14 protein-coding genes are annotated in these 17,542 nt (G+C 31.8%); 12 read left to right on the forward strand and 2 right to left on the reverse strand.

Going from position 1 to position 17,542, the window contains the following annotated elements:
• Window positions 1-39 precede the first annotated feature (39 nt).
• The 8 genes from KQI85_RS00240 to KQI85_RS00275 all read left to right on the forward strand — a co-directional run bounded on the left by KQI85_RS00240 (window position 40) and on the right by KQI85_RS00275 (window position 11,451).
• On the forward strand, window positions 40-1,335 hold the full coding sequence (locus KQI85_RS00240; protein ID WP_216574037.1) for an ATP-binding protein: 1,296 nt from the start codon (window positions 40-42) through the stop codon (window positions 1,333-1,335).
• A gap of 55 nt (window positions 1,336-1,390) precedes the next feature.
• Window positions 1,391-2,926, forward strand: coding sequence for an exopolyphosphatase (locus tag KQI85_RS00245; protein ID WP_216574038.1), 1,536 nt, complete (start codon window positions 1,391-1,393; stop codon window positions 2,924-2,926).
• 2 nt (window positions 2,927-2,928) lie between these two features.
• Complete coding sequence (locus KQI85_RS00250; RefSeq protein ID WP_253293685.1) at window positions 2,929-5,067, forward strand: RNA degradosome polyphosphate kinase; 2,139 nt, start codon at window positions 2,929-2,931, stop codon at window positions 5,065-5,067.
• 330 nt (window positions 5,068-5,397) lie between these two features.
• A complete protein-coding gene (locus KQI85_RS00255) occupies window positions 5,398-6,096 on the forward strand; it encodes a response regulator transcription factor (RefSeq protein ID WP_216574039.1) in 699 nt (232 codons plus the stop codon).
• Window positions 6,086-7,225, forward strand: coding sequence for a cell wall metabolism sensor histidine kinase WalK (locus tag KQI85_RS00260; protein ID WP_253293686.1), 1,140 nt, complete (start codon window positions 6,086-6,088; stop codon window positions 7,223-7,225). Before KQI85_RS00255 ends, KQI85_RS00260 begins: the two co-directional genes overlap by 11 nt.
• Window positions 7,222-9,624, forward strand: a complete 2,403-nt coding sequence (locus KQI85_RS00265; protein ID WP_216574040.1) for a hypothetical protein — start codon at window positions 7,222-7,224, stop codon at window positions 9,622-9,624. The genes KQI85_RS00260 and KQI85_RS00265 overlap by 4 nt, the downstream gene beginning before the upstream one ends.
• Window positions 9,617-10,555: an ABC transporter ATP-binding protein gene (locus KQI85_RS00270; RefSeq protein WP_216574041.1), complete on the forward strand. Its 939-nt coding sequence runs from the start codon at window positions 9,617-9,619 to the stop codon at window positions 10,553-10,555. Before KQI85_RS00265 ends, KQI85_RS00270 begins: the two co-directional genes overlap by 8 nt.
• On the forward strand, window positions 10,552-11,451 hold the full coding sequence (locus KQI85_RS00275) for an ABC transporter permease (protein ID WP_216574042.1): 900 nt from the start codon (window positions 10,552-10,554) through the stop codon (window positions 11,449-11,451). Before KQI85_RS00270 ends, KQI85_RS00275 begins: the two co-directional genes overlap by 4 nt.
• Window position 11,452: 1 nt before the next feature.
• Here the strand turns inward: KQI85_RS00275 and KQI85_RS00280 are convergent, their stop codons facing one another.
• Window positions 11,453-12,298 carry a PHP domain-containing protein gene (locus KQI85_RS00280; protein ID WP_216574043.1) on the reverse strand — a complete coding sequence of 282 codons (846 nt, stop codon included), beginning with the start codon at window positions 12,296-12,298 and terminating at the stop codon, window positions 11,453-11,455.
• Window positions 12,299-12,588: 290 nt separating this feature from the next.
• Between KQI85_RS00280 and KQI85_RS00285 the strand changes: the two genes are divergently transcribed.
• The 3 genes from KQI85_RS00285 (at window position 12,589) to KQI85_RS00295 (ending at window position 14,411) form a co-directional block, all read left to right on the forward strand.
• A complete protein-coding gene (locus tag KQI85_RS00285; protein WP_216574044.1) occupies window positions 12,589-13,179 on the forward strand; it encodes a zinc dependent phospholipase C family protein in 591 nt (196 codons plus the stop codon).
• Between the two features lie 244 nt (window positions 13,180-13,423).
• Window positions 13,424-13,696, forward strand: a complete 273-nt coding sequence (locus KQI85_RS00290; RefSeq protein WP_371820494.1) for an MATE family efflux transporter — start codon at window positions 13,424-13,426, stop codon at window positions 13,694-13,696.
• A gap of 127 nt (window positions 13,697-13,823) precedes the next feature.
• On the forward strand, window positions 13,824-14,411 hold the full coding sequence (locus KQI85_RS00295; RefSeq protein WP_216574045.1) for an AAA family ATPase: 588 nt from the start codon (window positions 13,824-13,826) through the stop codon (window positions 14,409-14,411).
• A 363-nt stretch (window positions 14,412-14,774) separates the two neighbouring features.
• On the opposite strand, the gene KQI85_RS00300 is transcribed toward KQI85_RS00295, so the two are convergent.
• A complete protein-coding gene (locus tag KQI85_RS00300; protein ID WP_216574046.1) occupies window positions 14,775-16,415 on the reverse strand; it encodes an ABC-F family ATP-binding cassette domain-containing protein in 1,641 nt (546 codons plus the stop codon).
• A gap of 211 nt (window positions 16,416-16,626) precedes the next feature.
• On the opposite strand from KQI85_RS00300, the gene KQI85_RS00305 reads away from it, so the two are divergent.
• Complete coding sequence (locus tag KQI85_RS00305) at window positions 16,627-17,496, forward strand: radical SAM protein (RefSeq protein WP_216574194.1); 870 nt, start codon at window positions 16,627-16,629, stop codon at window positions 17,494-17,496.
• Window positions 17,497-17,542: the final 46 nt, after the last annotated feature.

Consider the following 17,542-nt stretch of genomic DNA (forward strand, 5'->3'; position numbering starts at 1 on the left):
TGTTTGCGTTAATATTAATAATGAAAGAAGGAAATATTCATGAAGGCACATGAGAGAATATTATACAGAGATTTTAAAGATGAGGAACTATTCGATAATATAGCATGGATTATCGATAATTACAAAGATGACTATTATAACATGGAAGACATAGCAGGACTGTGTTTTGAATGTATGAATAAGCTTGCTGAACTTGGAGACAGATTAGGTTTTAAAGGTAATCTAAAGAACTGTTTTGTAGCTTATATTCTTGCTAATTCAGAGAATGCTTTTTCAAAATCAGCAGAATGTAATGGCAATGCTACAGGAAGTGCAAGACTTATGGCATTACATGATATGGAAATCTTTAAAAAGATGGTTGCATTTGATCTCAATGAAGTCGATGAATACCTCGGAATAGAATGTTTTAGATTTGTATATCAATATGAGAATTCCAACGAAAAAAATAAATATTTCAATAAAAGAGTCCGTGACAGAATAATAAAGCTTGCTGAAGATATAGAACAAGCACAAGATGCTAATGCAATACTTGAGATAGTGACAGAATTCTATAAGAACTATGGTGTTGGCAAAATTGGTCTTCACAAAGCATTTCGTGTTGTGACAGATAATAATGAAGTAACAATAAAACCAATAACTAATATTGAACATATATATCTGTCTGACCTTGTAGGATACGAACTTCAGAAGAAGAAACTTACTGATAATACGGAAGCTTTTATTGAAGGAAGAAGAGCTAATAATGTATTGTTGTTTGGAGATAGTGGAACAGGAAAGTCTTCAAGTATAAAAGCGATACTTAATGAATATTATGACAGAGGACTTCGAATGATTGAGATACAAAAACATCAGTTTGGAGATTTGTTTAATGTAATAGAACAGATAAAGGATAGAAATTACAAATTCATAATATACATGGATGATTTGTCTTTTGAAGAGTATGAGATAGAATACAAATATCTTAAAGCAATAATAGAAGGCGGACTTGAAAAACGTCCTGACAACGTACTAATATATGCAACATCTAACAGAAGACATCTGGTTAGAGAAAAATTTAGTGATAAAGAAGAAAGACGTGATGATCTGCATGCATCAGATACAGTTCAGGAAAAATTATCATTATCTGCCAGATTTGGGGTTTCAATATTCTATGTAGCACCTAATAAAAAGGAATATATGAATATAATTAAAGTCCTTGCTGAAAAATATAATGTAAAAATGGATAAAGATGAACTTTTTGCAGAAGCTAATAAATGGGAGCTGAGCCATGGAGGACTATCAGGAAGAACAGCACAGCAGTTTATTAATTACTTACTTGGTAAACAGGATGACTAATATGGCATAGGCATATAAAGCTTCTCTAGAAGTTGATTCTTAAGGAGAGATGTGTATGGCGATTAATTTTTTTGCAGCAATTGATGTAGGCTCGTATGAGTTAGAGATGAAGATCTATGAGATATCAAAAAGACATGGCATAGAAGAGATTGATAGTGTGCGTCATATTATTGAACTTGGCAAAGATACATATGCGTACAGAAAGATTAACTTTGAGAAGATTGATGAATTATGTGATGTACTTGCTGATTTTAAAAAGATAATGGAAGAATATCGTGTTGACAATTACAGAGCATGTGCAACAAGTGCATTAAGAGAAGCACAGAACTGTCAGAGTATAGTAGATAGAATACGAATGAGGACAGGAATTAATGTTGAGATACTTAGTAATTCAGAGCAGAGATTTCTCACATACAAAGCAGTTGCATTAAAGGAAAATGAATTCAATAAGATAATTGAAAAACCGGCAACAATTGTTGAAGTTGGTGCAGGTAGTATGCAGATGTCAATATTTGATAAATCAACACTTATAACAACACAGAATGTTAGAATTGGTTCACTAAGAGTTCGTGAAATATTCAACAGACTTGATTATAGTAATGCCAATTTTAATAATATTCTTGAAGAATATGTTGATAATGACATGGAGACTCTTAAGAAGATGTTTATAAAAGATAAAGAGATGACTAATATGATTGCAACAGGTGATTATGTAGGTTATATAGTAAAAAAAGCCAATAAAGAGCCTGGTAATGATTATATTGAAAGTGAAGAATTCATGGATAAATATAGAAACCTTTCAAGAATGAGTAATGAAGAGATAAGTGAGAAGCTTGATATACCAGTTGAATATTCAAGTCTTATTCTGCCATGTGCAATGATATATAAGAAGATAATTGAACTTACAGGAGTAAAAAAAATCTGGCTTCCGGGAGTTAGCTTGTGTGAAGGAATAGCGGCAGAATATGCACAACAGCAGAAGATAGTTACATTTTCACATGATTTTAATGAAGATATTATCGCAGCAGCACGTAATATTGCAAAAAGATATATGTGTAATAAGTCACACACATATTCACTTGAGAATAATGTAATTGCGATATTTGACAGTATGAAGAAATATCATGGACTTGGAAGAAGAGAGAGACTTCTTCTTGAGATTGCAGCAATACTTCATGATTGTGGCAAATTTATAAGTATTACTGCACCGGCACAAAGTTCTTATGACATAATAATGTCTACAGAGATTATTGGGCTGTCGCATGCAGAACGAAAGCTAATAGCTTATATAGCAAAATATAATACAGTTGAATTTGGATTTGATGATGCCTATGATATGGGAATCAGTACGGATGCATATCTTACACTTGTGAAGCTGACAGCAATATTAAGAGTAGCTAATGCGTTAGACAGAAGTCACAAGCAGAAGTTTAAGGATATAAGACCATATCTAAGTGGAAAAGAACTTGTAATAACTACAAAAGTAATGGATGATATTACTCTTGAACAGGGATTATTCAAAGATAAAGCAGATTTTTTTGAAGAAGTATATGGTATAAGACCAGTATTGAAGAAAAAGAGAGGACTGTAATTATGGAAGAATTGAATTTAGAAAAACCTGAGTATTATATAAATAGAGAATTAAGCTGGATGGAATTTAACTACCGAGTTCTTTTTGAAGCCAGAGATAAGAATATTCCACTACTTGAGAGAGCAAAATTCCTAAGTATTACAGCATCGAATCTTGATGAATTTGTAATGGTAAGAGTAGCATCATTAAAAGATATGGTTCATGCAGGATATACTAAGAAAGATATTGCAGGAATGCGTCCAACAGACCAGCTTTGTCATATAAGCAAAAAAGAACATGAACTTGTATCATTGCAATATAGCACATACAAAAGATCTCTAGAACCACAGCTTTTAGAAGATGGGATCAAAATAATTGATTCGCATGAAGAACTTAATAAGAAACAGGCAGAGTATGTTGACAGAATATTTATGGAAGATATATATCCTGTTCTTACGCCTATGGCAGTAGACTCATCAAGACCATTTCCACTTATAAGAAATAAAACGCTTAATATAGCAGCACTTATAGAACATAAAAAGGGTGGAGATGATCTTGAATTTGCAACTGTTCAGGTTCCATCAGTATTACCAAGAATGATAGAGATACCAGAAGAATTATCAGATGGCAGAGAAAAAGTTACAATTATACTTCTTGAAGAGATTATAGAGAGAAATATAGACAAACTTTTCCTTAATTATAATGTAATATGTGCACATCCATTTAGAATAATGAGAAATGCGGATCTGTCAATTGATGAAGATGAAGCATCAGATCTGTTAAAAGAGATACAAAAACAGCTTAAGAAGAGACAGTGGGGTCAGGCAATCAAGCTTGAATATGAAGAGAATATGGATAAGAGATTACTAAAGATTCTTAAAAAAGAGCTTGATATTGATGAAAGTGATATGTATGGAATTAATGGACCACTTGATCTTACTTTTCTAATGAAGCTGTCAGGACTTGATGGTTTTGATAACTTAAGATATAAGAAATATACACCACAGCCGGTTGTAGAACTTAATCATGAAGAAGATATATTTACGCAGATAAGAAGAAATGATATTCTTCTTCATCATCCTTATCAGACATTTGATCCTGTAGTAGATTTTATCAGACAGGCATCAGTTGATCCTAAAGTTCTTGCCATAAAACAGACACTATACCGAGTAAGTGGTAATTCACCTATTATTGCATCACTTGAGCAGGCAGCAGAGAATGGCAAACAGGTAACAGTTCTTGTAGAATTAAAAGCGAGATTTGATGAAGAGAATAATATTATATGGGCAAAAAAACTTGAAAAAGCGGGATGTCATGTAATATATGGACTTGTAGGTTTAAAGACTCATAGTAAGATAACTCTTGTTGTAAGAAAAGAAGAAGAAGGAATTAGAAGATATGTGCATCTTGGAACTGGTAATTACAATGATGCAACAGCTAAATTGTATACGGATCTTGGTCTTTTAACATGCAGAAAGCCAATAGGCGAAGATGCAACAGCTGTATTCAATATGCTGTCTGGTTATTCAGAACCTCTTACATGGAACAAGTTAGCACTTGCACCAATATGGTTAAGAGATAAATTCATAACTCTTATTAATAGAGAGATAAGGAATGTAAGAGAAGGAAAGCCGGGACGAATTGTTGCGAAGATGAATTCACTTTGTGATAAGAAGATCATAATGGAGCTTTATAAAGCTTCAATGGCAGGTGTAAAAATAGAACTTATTGTGCGAGGAATATGTTGTCTTAGACCAGGAATACAAGGGATAAGCGATAATATAACTGTACATTCAATAGTAGGAGTATTCCTTGAACATAGCAGAATATTCTATTGCTATAATGGCGGTAATGAAGAAGTATATATGGGCAGTGCAGACTGGATGCCTCGTAATCTTGATAAAAGAGTTGAGATTATGTTCCCGGTTGAAGATGAAGAACTAAAAGAGAAGGTAATACATATTCTTGAAGTTCAGCTTGCTGATAATATGAAAGCACATGTATTAAGACCGGATGGAACTTATGATAAAGTAGACAGACGAGGCAAATCACCTGTAAATTCACAAGAAACATTTGAAGCAGAAGCGATAGAAGCTACAAAAAGAACAGAAAATTATTCTGAACGTACATTTACACCAATGTACAGCGAAAAAGAAGAATAAGTATTAAAAATTTATAATAGAAATGATTATAAAGGCTTTGTTAGATTAATATATATCAGCAACTTTTGTGTTGTATTAATTGATATGTACTAATTCGTACGAAGCCTTTATACATTATAAGAAAAGGAATACTAAAATAGAGAATACTAAAGTAGAAATATTAAAAGCCAAACTTTAAGAGTAGTTAATATGAGAATAAAATTGTATGAAAAAATTAAGGACTTTAGTGCCAAAATTATGTTAATATTATATATGGAAATTATATATTGTAATACATTGATAAAGAAGAATCTGAAAATGCATAAAAAACAGATTAGATAGGAGAGCAAAGTGAGTAAAGAAAATATACTTGTAATAGATGATGAAGTTGAAATAGCAGAATTAATAGAGATATATCTTGTAGGAGAAGGATATGGAGTATTTAAAGCAACAAGTGCAGAAGAAGGACTTGATATACTTAAAGTTAACGATATATCGCTTGTACTGTTAGATATAATGCTTCCCGGAATGGATGGAATTAAGATGTGTGCGACAATAAGAGAGAGTAATAATATTCCGGTAATTATGGTAAGTGCAAAATCAACAGAGATAGATAAAGTTATAGGACTTAATATAGGAGCAGATGATTATATAACTAAGCCATTTAATCCATTAGAATTGTTAGCAAGAGTGAAATCGCAGATTAGAAGATATACAAAACTTAATCCGGGAAAAGCAGATGATAATGTTAATGAGATATCAATAAGAGGACTTGTTATATATAAGAATATAAGAAGGGTAAGTTTTCTTGGAGAAGATCTAAAGCTGACACCACTTGAATTTGATATACTTAAACTTTTAGCTTCAAATCCGGGACGTGTATTCTCAACAGATGAGATATTTGAAGCTGTATGGAATGAGAAGACTTATGAAGCAAATAATACAGTTATGGTACATATAAGAAGATTAAGAACCAAGTTAAAAGATGATGAACGTCAGAATAAGATTATATCTACAGTATGGGGGGTTGGCTACAAAATTGAAAAGTAGATTTCAAAGTGGATTAAAAGGTAAGATACTAATATATGTAGTACAGAGTTTTATAATAACAGTTATGGTAGAATTCTTTCTTATACTGAATATATATTTTATAACAAGCTCAGATAGAAACAGCCAGATATCATTATATAGCAAAAGTTATGGAGAAAAGTTACCATTTGAAGTCTTTATATATGTAATACTTGGAATAATAATATTCACAGTAAGTCTGGTACTTCAGATGAATTCTATGATTAATTATATTGGTATGATAAAAGAAGGCGTAGACCGAATTGCACAAGGAGATTTTCAGACAGAGATCCTCGTAAAAGGTAATGATGAGTTTGCGATAATAGCAGAAAATCTTAATAAGATGATGGGCGAGATAAGCGAACTTATGGATAATGAAAGAGAAGTTGAACGTTCAAAAAATCAGCTTATAACCAATGTTGCACATGATCTTAGAACACCACTTACATCAATAATTGGTTATATGGAACTTCTTGTTAATGGTAATAATATTCCGGAGGAGACAAGAGACAAATATCTTAAAGTTGCTTATAATAAATCGCTTAGGCTTCAAAAACTTATAGAAGATTTATTTGGTTTTACAAAACTTAACTATGGCAAAATAGCAATGAATATTGCCAAAGTTGATATTGTAAAACTGATGGCACAGTTGCTTGAAGAATTCTATCCGAATTTTATGGAGAACAGCCTTGAGTATTCACTTGAGTCAACAGAGAATCAGGTAATGATTGAAGCAGATGGTGACTTGCTTGCCAGACTTTTTGATAATCTTATTAATAATGCAATAAAATATGGAAAAGATGGCAAAAAAGTATCAGTTGTAATAAGAAAGATAGATGATATAGTTCATGTTGCAGTAATTAATTATGGGAAAGTAATTCCAAAAGAAGATATAGATAAAGTATTTAACAAATTCTACAGAGTAGAACAGTCGAGATCTGCTAATACAGGAGGAACAGGACTTGGACTTGCAATTGCAAAAAATATAGCAATGATGCATGGAGGAGATATTGTAGTTCAAAGTGATCTGTATGGAACAATATTTGATGTAACTTTAAGTGTTAATTATAATAAGGAAAAATATGTATATGAGAATAGGGATTTAATATGAGAAAAAAAATAACAATTATTATAATAGCAAGTTTTTTAATGTGTTTAATAATGACATTTAATGCCTATGCAGAGAGCCAATATGATTATGAAACTGTTGGACAGTCATACAATAATACAATAAACATTGAAGGAGAACTTGGAATTCAGGGACAGTATAAGACAGATAGAAATGTACCTGTTAAGATTACTGTTACTAATTCAGGTAGTGCTACATTTACCGGCAAAGTAAGAGTAGTAGAAGTTATGGATTCAAAAGATACTCTTTCTTACGAATATGATATTGAAGTAGAGAAAGACTCAAACATTATAATTAATGAAGTAATATTTATAAAAAGTGATATAGATTTGTTGCTTGAAGTCGTAAATAGCAATAATGTTACAATAAGTACAGCAACAATAGATAATGAACCGGATAATATATTGTCAGAAACACTTACAATAGGTGTTATAAGTAGAAATGTCAATATGTATAATTGCCTTGAACAGGATAATGTAGCATATTTTTCAGAGACAGATTCAAAAGTAATAGGGATAACAGGAATGATTCCTATTAAGAATTATCAGATACTTGATATGTTTGATATTATAATCATAAATAACTACGACACATCAGCATTTACAACACAGACAGTACAAGCGATTAAAAAATGGGTATATGACGGAGGAATTCTTATAGTAGGAACTGGCAGATATGTTAATTCAACCATACCTATGTTTGAGAATTGGTTTGATGTGGAATATACAGGTAATAATTATTATGACACATTCATTGGTGATTATGATGGTGAGGGACAGATGTTAATTCCAATGTATGAACTTAATATAGAAGGTGCAACATTGCAGAATATTTATAGTAGCAATGAAAACAGAAGTGCGATACAGACCAAATACTTTGGAGCAGGAAGAGTAACATTTCTTGAGTTTAATTTTGAAGATGATAATATTGTGTCGTTGCTAGAATATTCACCATCTAACGCAGGCGAGTTTATAAATCTTACAGCAGGATATGAAGTAGTTAATAATGTATCAAATGAATATTATAACAGATTCAATAACCTTTGGAGTATAACAAATATGTTAAGCTCAATAATAATTGAGAATGTACCTAATATAGAGCTATATGCAGGTATAATAGCATTGTATCTGTTCATTATAGGACCAGGAATATATTATTTGTATAAAAAGAAAAAGAATTTTTATTTTTCAGTGATAATAGTTACTTCATGCATATTTACAGTTGTTATATATATAATTGGTAAAAAGACGAGATTTGAAGATGCTTTTATTAATTATGCTACAATTATTAAGATTAATAATGACACAGAGATAGAGACATCATTTTTCAATATACGAAACTCATTATCAAGGCCATTCTCATTTGGAATCGATAGTGAATATGATATTGAACCTCAATTTGTTAATTCAGATGAAGATGGAACTGAAGCCGGATATGAAAAACCAAGCATAACAAGACGAAGGACAGCAGATTGCTATGCAATAGATATTAATAATGTTAAATCATTTGATGAGAAGAATTTCAAGATAATGAGAAGCAGCGAAGAAACTGATATGCACTTTGGAGAGATAAAATACTATAATGGACGGATAAGTGGTACTATATATAACAGTTTTGATCATAAACTTGAATGTGGAATGCTTATTATTAATAATGTAATGGTATATATTGGTGATATTGAAGCACATGAAGAGATAGATCTTGAAAAATGCGAAGTCTATTCAATTGATACGACACTTTATAGTACAGTTATGCAGCATATGGATAAAGATAACCATATGTCAAAGACGGTAACTGAACAAAGAAGAAGTATACTTGAATATTTCCTTGATTATAATAGTAAAGATGCAGAAAAGAATCCTCAATTTATAGCATTTGATGCAGAAAAGAAGAAATTTAATGCACAGAGTATAAGCGATTATGATACTAATGGAATTACTATGTATTCAATTGACATGGCAATTGATACCTATGAAGATAATACAAAATATATGTATGATATAGATGATTATGTATCATGTGTTGAAGGTACAATAGATGCTGATGGTCATAAGGCATATACACAGGCAATAGAGCTTAATATTGATATAGGAGCTAGAGTGACAATAGATAATATACATATTAACTGGAATGTATGTAATGAAGATACCTGGGAGAGCGAGAGATTTAAAGGAAAGATATATATTCTTAATACATATACAGGAGAGTATGAACAGATAACAGGTGATGATATTAACACATATAACAGTTATACATATACAACAGGTGGTATGTTTTCAGTTAGAATTATAGCAGATGATGACTCACAGGCAACATATAGAGGATACTATTATCCTGCAATAGGAGTAACGGTTGAGAAGGATGGTGAGTATAGTGATTGATATAGATGGAGTATGCAAGTCATATAAGAATGTTAAAGCACTTGATAATTTTTCGCTGCATATAGATAAGGGTGAATTATTTGGACTGATAGGTCCAAATGGTGCAGGTAAGACGACTTTTCTAAAGATATTGGCAGGACTTCTTAATATTGATGAAGGTAAGATTACGATAGATGGTAATGATATGCAGAAAAATCGTAGGAAGATAAGTGAGATAGTTGGATATATGCCGGATTTTTTCGGAGTATATGATAATCTTAAAGTTATGGAATATATGGAATTCTATTGTGCTGCTTATTATATATACGATGGAGATACAGTTAAGAAGATAAATAATCTGTTAGAACGTGTAGGATTATTAGAAAAAGCAGATATGTATGTCGATCAGTTGTCAAGAGGTATGAAACAGAGGCTTTGCCTTGCAAGAACATTACTTCAAGATCCACCGATTCTTGTACTTGATGAGCCATATTCAGGACTTGATGTATATAATAGAAATGAGATGAAGAGATTACTTAGAGAACTTAGTGATACAGGAAAGACAATAATAGTCAGTTCTCATATATTAAACGAGATGACAGATATGTGTACTTCGCTCGGAGTCATAAAAGCAGGCAGGCTTGTGCTTACCGGTAATATTGATAATATTCTTGAGAAAGTAAATAATCTTAATCCACTTTTGATAGAAGTTGTAGATAGAGAAGAAGAAGTTATATCACTTTTAAAGAAGACAAAAGAAGTCAAGTCGATATCAATAAATGGCAGGAAGATACAAGTGGAATTTGATGGCAATAATGAAGCAGAGAGTATTTTACTTAAGAATATAATTGATACAGGTGCAATGATTAATTTCTTTGGAAGAGAGCAGAGAAATCTTGAAGGACTATTTATGGATATAACTAAAAAAGAGAAGGAGAAAAGGATACTATGATAAGACTTAATCCTGTTTTTCAAAAAGAATATATGTTGATGACACGTTCGATAAAGATGATAGTTACAGTCCTTATATTCAATGCGATATTGTCAATATTTGGTTTTGCAGTATTCTATTCAATTATAAATACAGCAAAATATACAGGAGTTGTAGATTATTCATCAATGCTTAATCTGTATTATGTTATGGCATTTATAGAATTTGTTATGGTTGCACTTATAGTGCCGGCAATAAGTTCAGGTGCAATATCTGGAGAGAGAGAAAAACAGACTCTAGATATACTTCTTACTACAAGAATGACACCACTTAAGATAGTTACCGGTAAGCTTATGTCTTCAATAATAACAATTATGCTTCTTATAATATCAAGTTTTCCAATACTTGCACTTATATTTGCTTTTGGTGGCGTATCATTATCGCAGCTTATGCTTATGGCACTTATAATGATTGTATCTGCCGGATATATAGGAAGTATATCAATAATGTATTCAGCAGTGTTAAAGAGAACATCAAGTGCCGGTGTGGCATCTTATGGAACGGTTATGGGAATATATGTAGGAATACTAGTTATAGTTGTGGGAATATATCTGATTAAGACCAATATACTTGCTAATTCAGAGACAATTAAGAATTACAATCTGTCGGGACTTGCCTTCTTATTATTGATTGATCCGGCATTCACATTTTTCTCATGGCTGACAGAATTGTCACAAGTTGATTATAATACAACAACAGCTCTTAATGCACTAGGCATACATAGTGAGTTAGTTATTAATAACTGGATAACTATAAGTATGTTTGTCCAGTTATTAATATCATTGTTAGCAATAAAAAAAGCAGAATCAGCATTAAAGCCTGCAAAAAAGCAAAAAATAAGAAAAAATAGAAGATAACTTATAAAGCTTTTTTGAGTTCAGCAAGTATCTCATAAGGAATTGCAAGGTGACCATAACCTGTGCCAATATTGAGCCCCGGTTTGTTAGCACCATGAAAATCAGAGCCACCGGATATAAGGAGTGAATTTGCTTTTGCGACAGCACGGACTTTACTCTCATCAAGGCCTTTGTTTTTTGAATATATAGCTTCAATTCCAACAAGACCGGTATGGGTTAGTGTCGCCACACATTCTTTGAGTTCACGCTCGTTAAATCCATATAATAAAGGATGCGCAAGTATAGGAATTCCTCCGGCATTTTTAATTAGATCGATAACTTCTTTTGCTGATATTTTTTCACGTCTTACATAGCATGGTCTTCCGTCACCGATATATTTGTCAAAAGCAAGACGGATATCTTTTATGTATCCTTTTTCATACATGTATCGTGCAAAATGTGCTCTTGTAATAATGGCATCAGGGAACATTTCGGTAAGTGCTGGTATTGTAATGTCAATACCGGCATTTCTGAGATTGGCAGCCATCTGTTCATTACGGTTGTTTCTTGTTGCAACAAGCTCATTTAATTTTTCATTAAGAGCATAATTATCCGGATCTATGAACAGACCAAGCATATGCACTTCACGCTTTTCGTATGCCGTTGAGAATTCAATACCTGGAATAAGTTCAATTCCATATTCACCAGCGGCGGACATAGCTTCTTTAATTCCATCTATTGTGTCATGATCAGTAAGAGCTATTGCACTAAGTCCTTCGCTTGCAGCAAGTTTAACGACTTCTGTTGGAGTGAGAGTTCCGTCAGAAGCAGTAGAATGTACATGTAGATCGATATATTTTTTATCCATAAAAATAACCTCCATAAGCATATTTAAATATATTTAGTCACCAATATCAATGATTGTGTCTGCTTAACAATTGATTCTAAGCATGATAATGTGAACAAAGTCAGATTATATACAAGTTAAGCTGACAGTTAATCTTGAATAATTACAGAACAATTATTGCAAAATATAAATATAGGATAACACAAAATTAATAAAGTATTAAGAAAAAAATGATTGAAGATAAGTAAAAAAAGATGTAAAATACAATCGGTTGCGTGAAATAGGGTTTTTATCATTAAAAAGGAGAAGAAATGAGAAAAAAATCACATATATGCCTTGCATACTATTTAATTAATACTGTTGATAATCAGATGCTTGATGAGCATAAGAAAGCATTTGCAGTAGGAAGTATACTTCCAGATTGTAAACCATCATTTGTTACTAAGAGACATACTTTTGATGAGACGTTTGATATGGTAAAAGGATATATTGATAGATGTTCTAAAGAGGCATTTTCATTTGAAGATATAAAGACAACATATTATACACGACTTGGTGAGATTACACACTATATTGCAGATTATTTTACATTTCCACATAATACACATTTTGGTGGAAGTCTTTCAGAGCATTGTATTTATGAGAAGTATTTAAAACATGGTCTTAAGAGCTATGTTAAGAGCAATGAATGTGAGATGTTCTATCCTTCTAAGAAGATAGAAAGTGTAAGAGAACTTTGTGAATTCATAGAAGAGAAGCATAAAGAGTATATGCAGGAGAAGAGTACAGTTGAGAGAGACTGTCGATATATTGTTGCTATGTGCACAGTTGTTGTAAAGACTATACTTGAACTTATTGTTAAAGCAGTATCAGATTTTACATCAATGGCAGCAGTTGCATAATATAGATAAGGGCGAATTGCAAACAGTATAAGAGTATTAGTTTGGCATATAGTTTAATTAAATAACTGATAAAATGACTTGACTTTTTTAAAAAAAATTTGATAGAATATGTGAGAATCGAGTAGCGAAAGGCGTAAATCCAGATAATGGGTTTACGCCTTTTTTGTACGCCTGATGTTATTGGCTGATTACAAAATTATATTTTCACATAATGTGAAATTATACAATTTTGTGTTACATCTCTGTGATGACATATGCACTTAATATAATTCTGATTAAAGTAAGTGAGAATGCAATTACAGCATATGGTTTATATTATAAGATCCAACAATTTGTATTATTTGCAGCATTTGGATTAAGAGATGCTATAACACCGGTAGTATCATTTAATCATGGAATGAGAAGTAAAAAGCGTGTAAAAGAAGGTATAAAATATGGCATGATTTATACGATAATTATTATGACAGTTTTTGTTAGTTGTGCCGGTGGCATACGGATTTGCACTTATAGCGGTTAAGAATATAGAATATATATGGTTTGTATGGAATACATTTCCAATAGCAGAGGTAGTGTCATCTATAGTAGCAATACTATTTATGAAAAAAATAAATGCAAAGAAGATTAATACTCTGGAGGTGTAAGTTATGAGTAAGAATATAATAACAGTTAGTAGAGAGTTCGGAAGTGGTGGACGTGCGATAGGAGAAGCAGTTGCAAAACGTCTTAATTATCAGTACTATGACAAAGATATTATTGCAAAAGTTGCAAAAGAAACAGGATTTTCAGAGGAATATGTTGCTAAAAGTGGCGAATATGCTAATTCTAAGAATATATTTGCCTATGCTTTTACAGGACGTGATATGAATGGAATGTCAATTGATGATTATGTATTTAATGCACAGAGAAAGATTATTCTTGATATTGCAGAAAAAGGAAACTGTGTAATTGTAGGAAGATGTGCAGATTATATATTAAGAGAGAGAGATGATGTTCTTAATGTATTTATAATAGGTGAGCCTGAGAAGAAGATAGAGAGAATTAAAAGTATGTATTCAGTGAGTGAATCAGAAGCTAAAAAACTTATAAAAGATACAGATAAGAAGAGAAGCATTAATTATAATTACTACACAGATCAGATATGGGGCAGGAATCATAACTATGCAATTACATTAAATAGTTCAATTCTTGGAATGGATAAGTGTATAGATATTATAGAAGAACTTGCAAAATAGTTAAAGATGCAATCTGTTTTATAGTATGAGATAATAAAGCAAGGTTATAAAGTAAGATTACAAAGTAAGATAATAAAGTAAGATTACAAAGTAAGATAATAAAGTAAGATTACAAAGCAAGATAATAAAGCAAGATAATAAAGCAAGATAATAAAGTAAGATTACAAAGCAAGATAATAAAGTAAGATTACAAAGTAAGATAATAAAGTAAGATTACAAAGTAAGATAATAAAGTAAGATAATAAAGCGAGATTATAGTGCGAAATAAAAGAACTTCCATATATGATAATTATATTAATTATTCATAATGGAAGTTCTTTTTATGATTATGCAATTGATAGAATCAAGTACATAAATATATGATTAGTTATCAGATGCTTCTTCGTCATCAAGACTGTAAGCTGCCTGACGCTTTCTTGCAAGTTCATCGTTCTCAAGATATTCATCATAAGTTGTAATCTTATCGATAAGTCCGCCTGGAACAAGTTCGATAATACGGTTAGCAGTTGTCTGAACAATCTGGTGATCTCGTGATGAGAAGAGAATTACACCAGGGAATTTAATAAGTCCATTATTCAAAGCTGTAATTGATTCCATATCAAGGTGGTCAGTTGGTTCATCAAGAATAAGTACATTAGAACCAGAGATCATCATCTTTGAAAGCATACAACGTACTTTTTCACCACCAGATAATACTTTAACTTTTTTAACACCGTCATCTCCGGCAAATAACATTCTGCCAAGGAAACCACGAACATAAGTAGCATCTTTTTCAGGTGAATATTGTGTAAGCCAATCAACGATAGTATCATCATTATCGAATTCTTTTGAATTATCTTTAGGGAAATAAGATGTAGAAGTTGTTATTCCCCATTTGTAAGAACCTTCATCAGGTTCCATCTCACCAGCAAGAATCTTGAATAATGTAGTCTTTGCTATCTCATTAGATCCGACAAAAGCAATTTTGTCATCATGGTTAACGATGAATGAGATATTATCAAGAACTTTAACACCATCAATAGTTTTTGACAGATTAGTTACAGTTAATACTTCATTACCAATGCTTCTTTCAGGTCTGAAATCAATATATGGATATTTTCTGCTTGATGGTTTGATATCATCAAGTTCAATTTTTTCAAGAGCTCTTTTTCTTGAAGTAGCCTGTTTGGATTTTGATGCATTAGCACTGAATCGCTGGATGAATTCCTGTAATTCTTTGATTTTTTCTTCTTTTTTCTTATTAGCTTCCTTCATCTGCTTAATCATTAACTGACTTGATTCATACCAGAAGTCATAGTTACCAGCATAGAGCTGAATCTTGGCATAATCGATATCAGCGATATGAGTACATACTTTATTAAGGAAGTAACGGTCATGAGATACAACGATTACAGTATTCTCAAAGTTGATTAAGAATTCTTCAAGCCATTCAATAGCAACCAGATCAAGGTGGTTGGTAGGCTCATCGAGAAGAAGAATATCAGGGTTACCGAATAAAGCCTGAGCTAAGAGAACTTTAACTTTTTCGCTACCTTTTAATTCTTTCATAAGTTTATAATGAAGTTCTGTTTCAATACCAAGTCCATTAAGAAGAGTAGCTGCGTCTGATTCAGCTTCCCATCCGTTCATAGTTGCGAATTCTCCTTCAAGTTCAGATGCTTTAATACCGTCTTCTTCTGTGAAGTCTTCTTTGGCATAGATAGCATCTTTTTCTTTCATAATCTCATAAAGTCTTTTATTACCCATGATAACAGTATCTAAAACTGTATATTCATCATACTTAAAGTGATCCTGCTGTAAAAATGAAAGACGTTCGCCCGGAGTAATTACAATATCACCTTTTGTAGGTTCAAGCTGTCCGGATAAAATTTTTAAAAATGTTGATTTACCGGCACCATTAGCACCAATAAGACCGTAGCAGTTACCCTGCGTAAATTTGATATTTACATCTTCAAAAAGGGCTTTTTTGCCGATTCTAAGAGTTACGTTATTTGCACTTATCATATTCTACATAACCATCCTGTTCTTTATTTAAACATATTTATAAGCAATCAATATCCATTCTATATGATTTTACAAAATTTGCAAGAGATATTTTCAAAAATTTACAGTTATGTTATAATTAATTCTTTAAATAGACTTATATAGGCAATTGCTTAACCGGAATTTTACAAATGCCTATTAATATTAAGGAGTGTTTTGTGTGCTATGTAACATGTGTCCAAGAGAATGTAATATTGATAGAGAGAGAAGTAAAGGCTTTTGCCAGATGTCGGATATATTAAAAGTGTCAAGAGCAGCACTTCATATGTGGGAAGAACCTTGTATATCTGGAAAAGAGGGATCTGGAACTGTTTTTTTCTCAGGATGTACATTAAGATGTGTATTTTGTCAAAATAGAGATATTGCAGCAGGAAGAAGTGGGAAAGAGATAAGTATAGAGAGACTTAGTGAGATATTTTTAGAACTTATGGAAAAAGGTGCTAATAATATTAATCTCGTGACGCCAACGCATTATACAAGACAGATTATAAAAGCCCTTGATATTGCAAAAAATCAGGGAATGAATCTTCCTATAGTATATAATACAAGCGGATATGAAAAAACTGATACTATTAAGATGCTTGAAGGATATGTTGATGTATATCTTCCGGATTTTAAATATGTATCTTCAGATATATCAGGAAAATATAGTGGTGCTAAAGATTATTATATATATGCTAAAGATGCACTTAGTGAGATGGTAAAACAGACAGGAAAACCAAAGTTTGATGAACGCAGAATAATGACCAAAGGTGTAATTGTAAGACATCTTATTCTTCCGGGATGTAGCGAAGATTCGAAAGCTGTTATCGAGTATCTGTATAATACGTATGGCGATGATATATATATAAGCATAATGAATCAATATACGCCATTTGGGATGGAAAATTACCCTGAACTTAATAGAAAAGTGACAACTTATGAATATAATAAAGTTGTTAATTATGCGATAGAACTTGGGATTACTAATGGATTTGTTCAGGAAGGAAGTGCGGCATCGGAGAGTTTTATTCCTGATTTTGATACATATGAAGGAGTCTGATATATCAGGAGTTGATTGTATATATAATAGCCCTGGCATATTCTTA

Origin of the sequence: Falcatimonas sp. MSJ-15 (assembly GCF_018918265.1) — a bacterium.
In the GTDB taxonomy this organism is placed as follows: domain Bacteria; phylum Bacillota; class Clostridia; order Lachnospirales; family Lachnospiraceae; genus Falcatimonas.

Excerpts from the sequence above, each read along its gene's own strand:
- KQI85_RS00300 (WP_216574046.1), bottom strand. The coding sequence starts at position 16,415 with ATGATAAGTGCAAATAACGTAACTCTTAGAATCGGCAAAAAAGCCCTT.
- KQI85_RS00295 (WP_216574045.1), top strand. The coding sequence starts at position 13,824 with ATGAGTAAGAATATAATAACAGTTAGTAGAGAGTTCGGAAGTGGTGGA.
- KQI85_RS00265 (WP_216574040.1), top strand. The coding sequence starts at position 7,222 with ATGAGAAAAAAAATAACAATTATTATAATAGCAAGTTTTTTAATGTGT.
- KQI85_RS00280 (WP_216574043.1), bottom strand. The coding sequence starts at position 12,298 with ATGGATAAAAAATATATCGATCTACATGTACATTCTACTGCTTCTGAC.
- KQI85_RS00245 (WP_216574038.1), top strand. The coding sequence starts at position 1,391 with ATGGCGATTAATTTTTTTGCAGCAATTGATGTAGGCTCGTATGAGTTA.
- KQI85_RS00240 (WP_216574037.1), top strand. The coding sequence starts at position 40 with ATGAAGGCACATGAGAGAATATTATACAGAGATTTTAAAGATGAGGAA.
- KQI85_RS00250 (WP_253293685.1), top strand. The coding sequence starts at position 2,929 with ATGGAAGAATTGAATTTAGAAAAACCTGAGTATTATATAAATAGAGAA.
- KQI85_RS00275 (WP_216574042.1), top strand. The coding sequence starts at position 10,552 with ATGATAAGACTTAATCCTGTTTTTCAAAAAGAATATATGTTGATGACA.
- KQI85_RS00285 (WP_216574044.1), top strand. The coding sequence starts at position 12,589 with ATGAGAAAAAAATCACATATATGCCTTGCATACTATTTAATTAATACT.
- KQI85_RS00305 (WP_216574194.1), top strand. The coding sequence starts at position 16,627 with ATGTGTCCAAGAGAATGTAATATTGATAGAGAGAGAAGTAAAGGCTTT.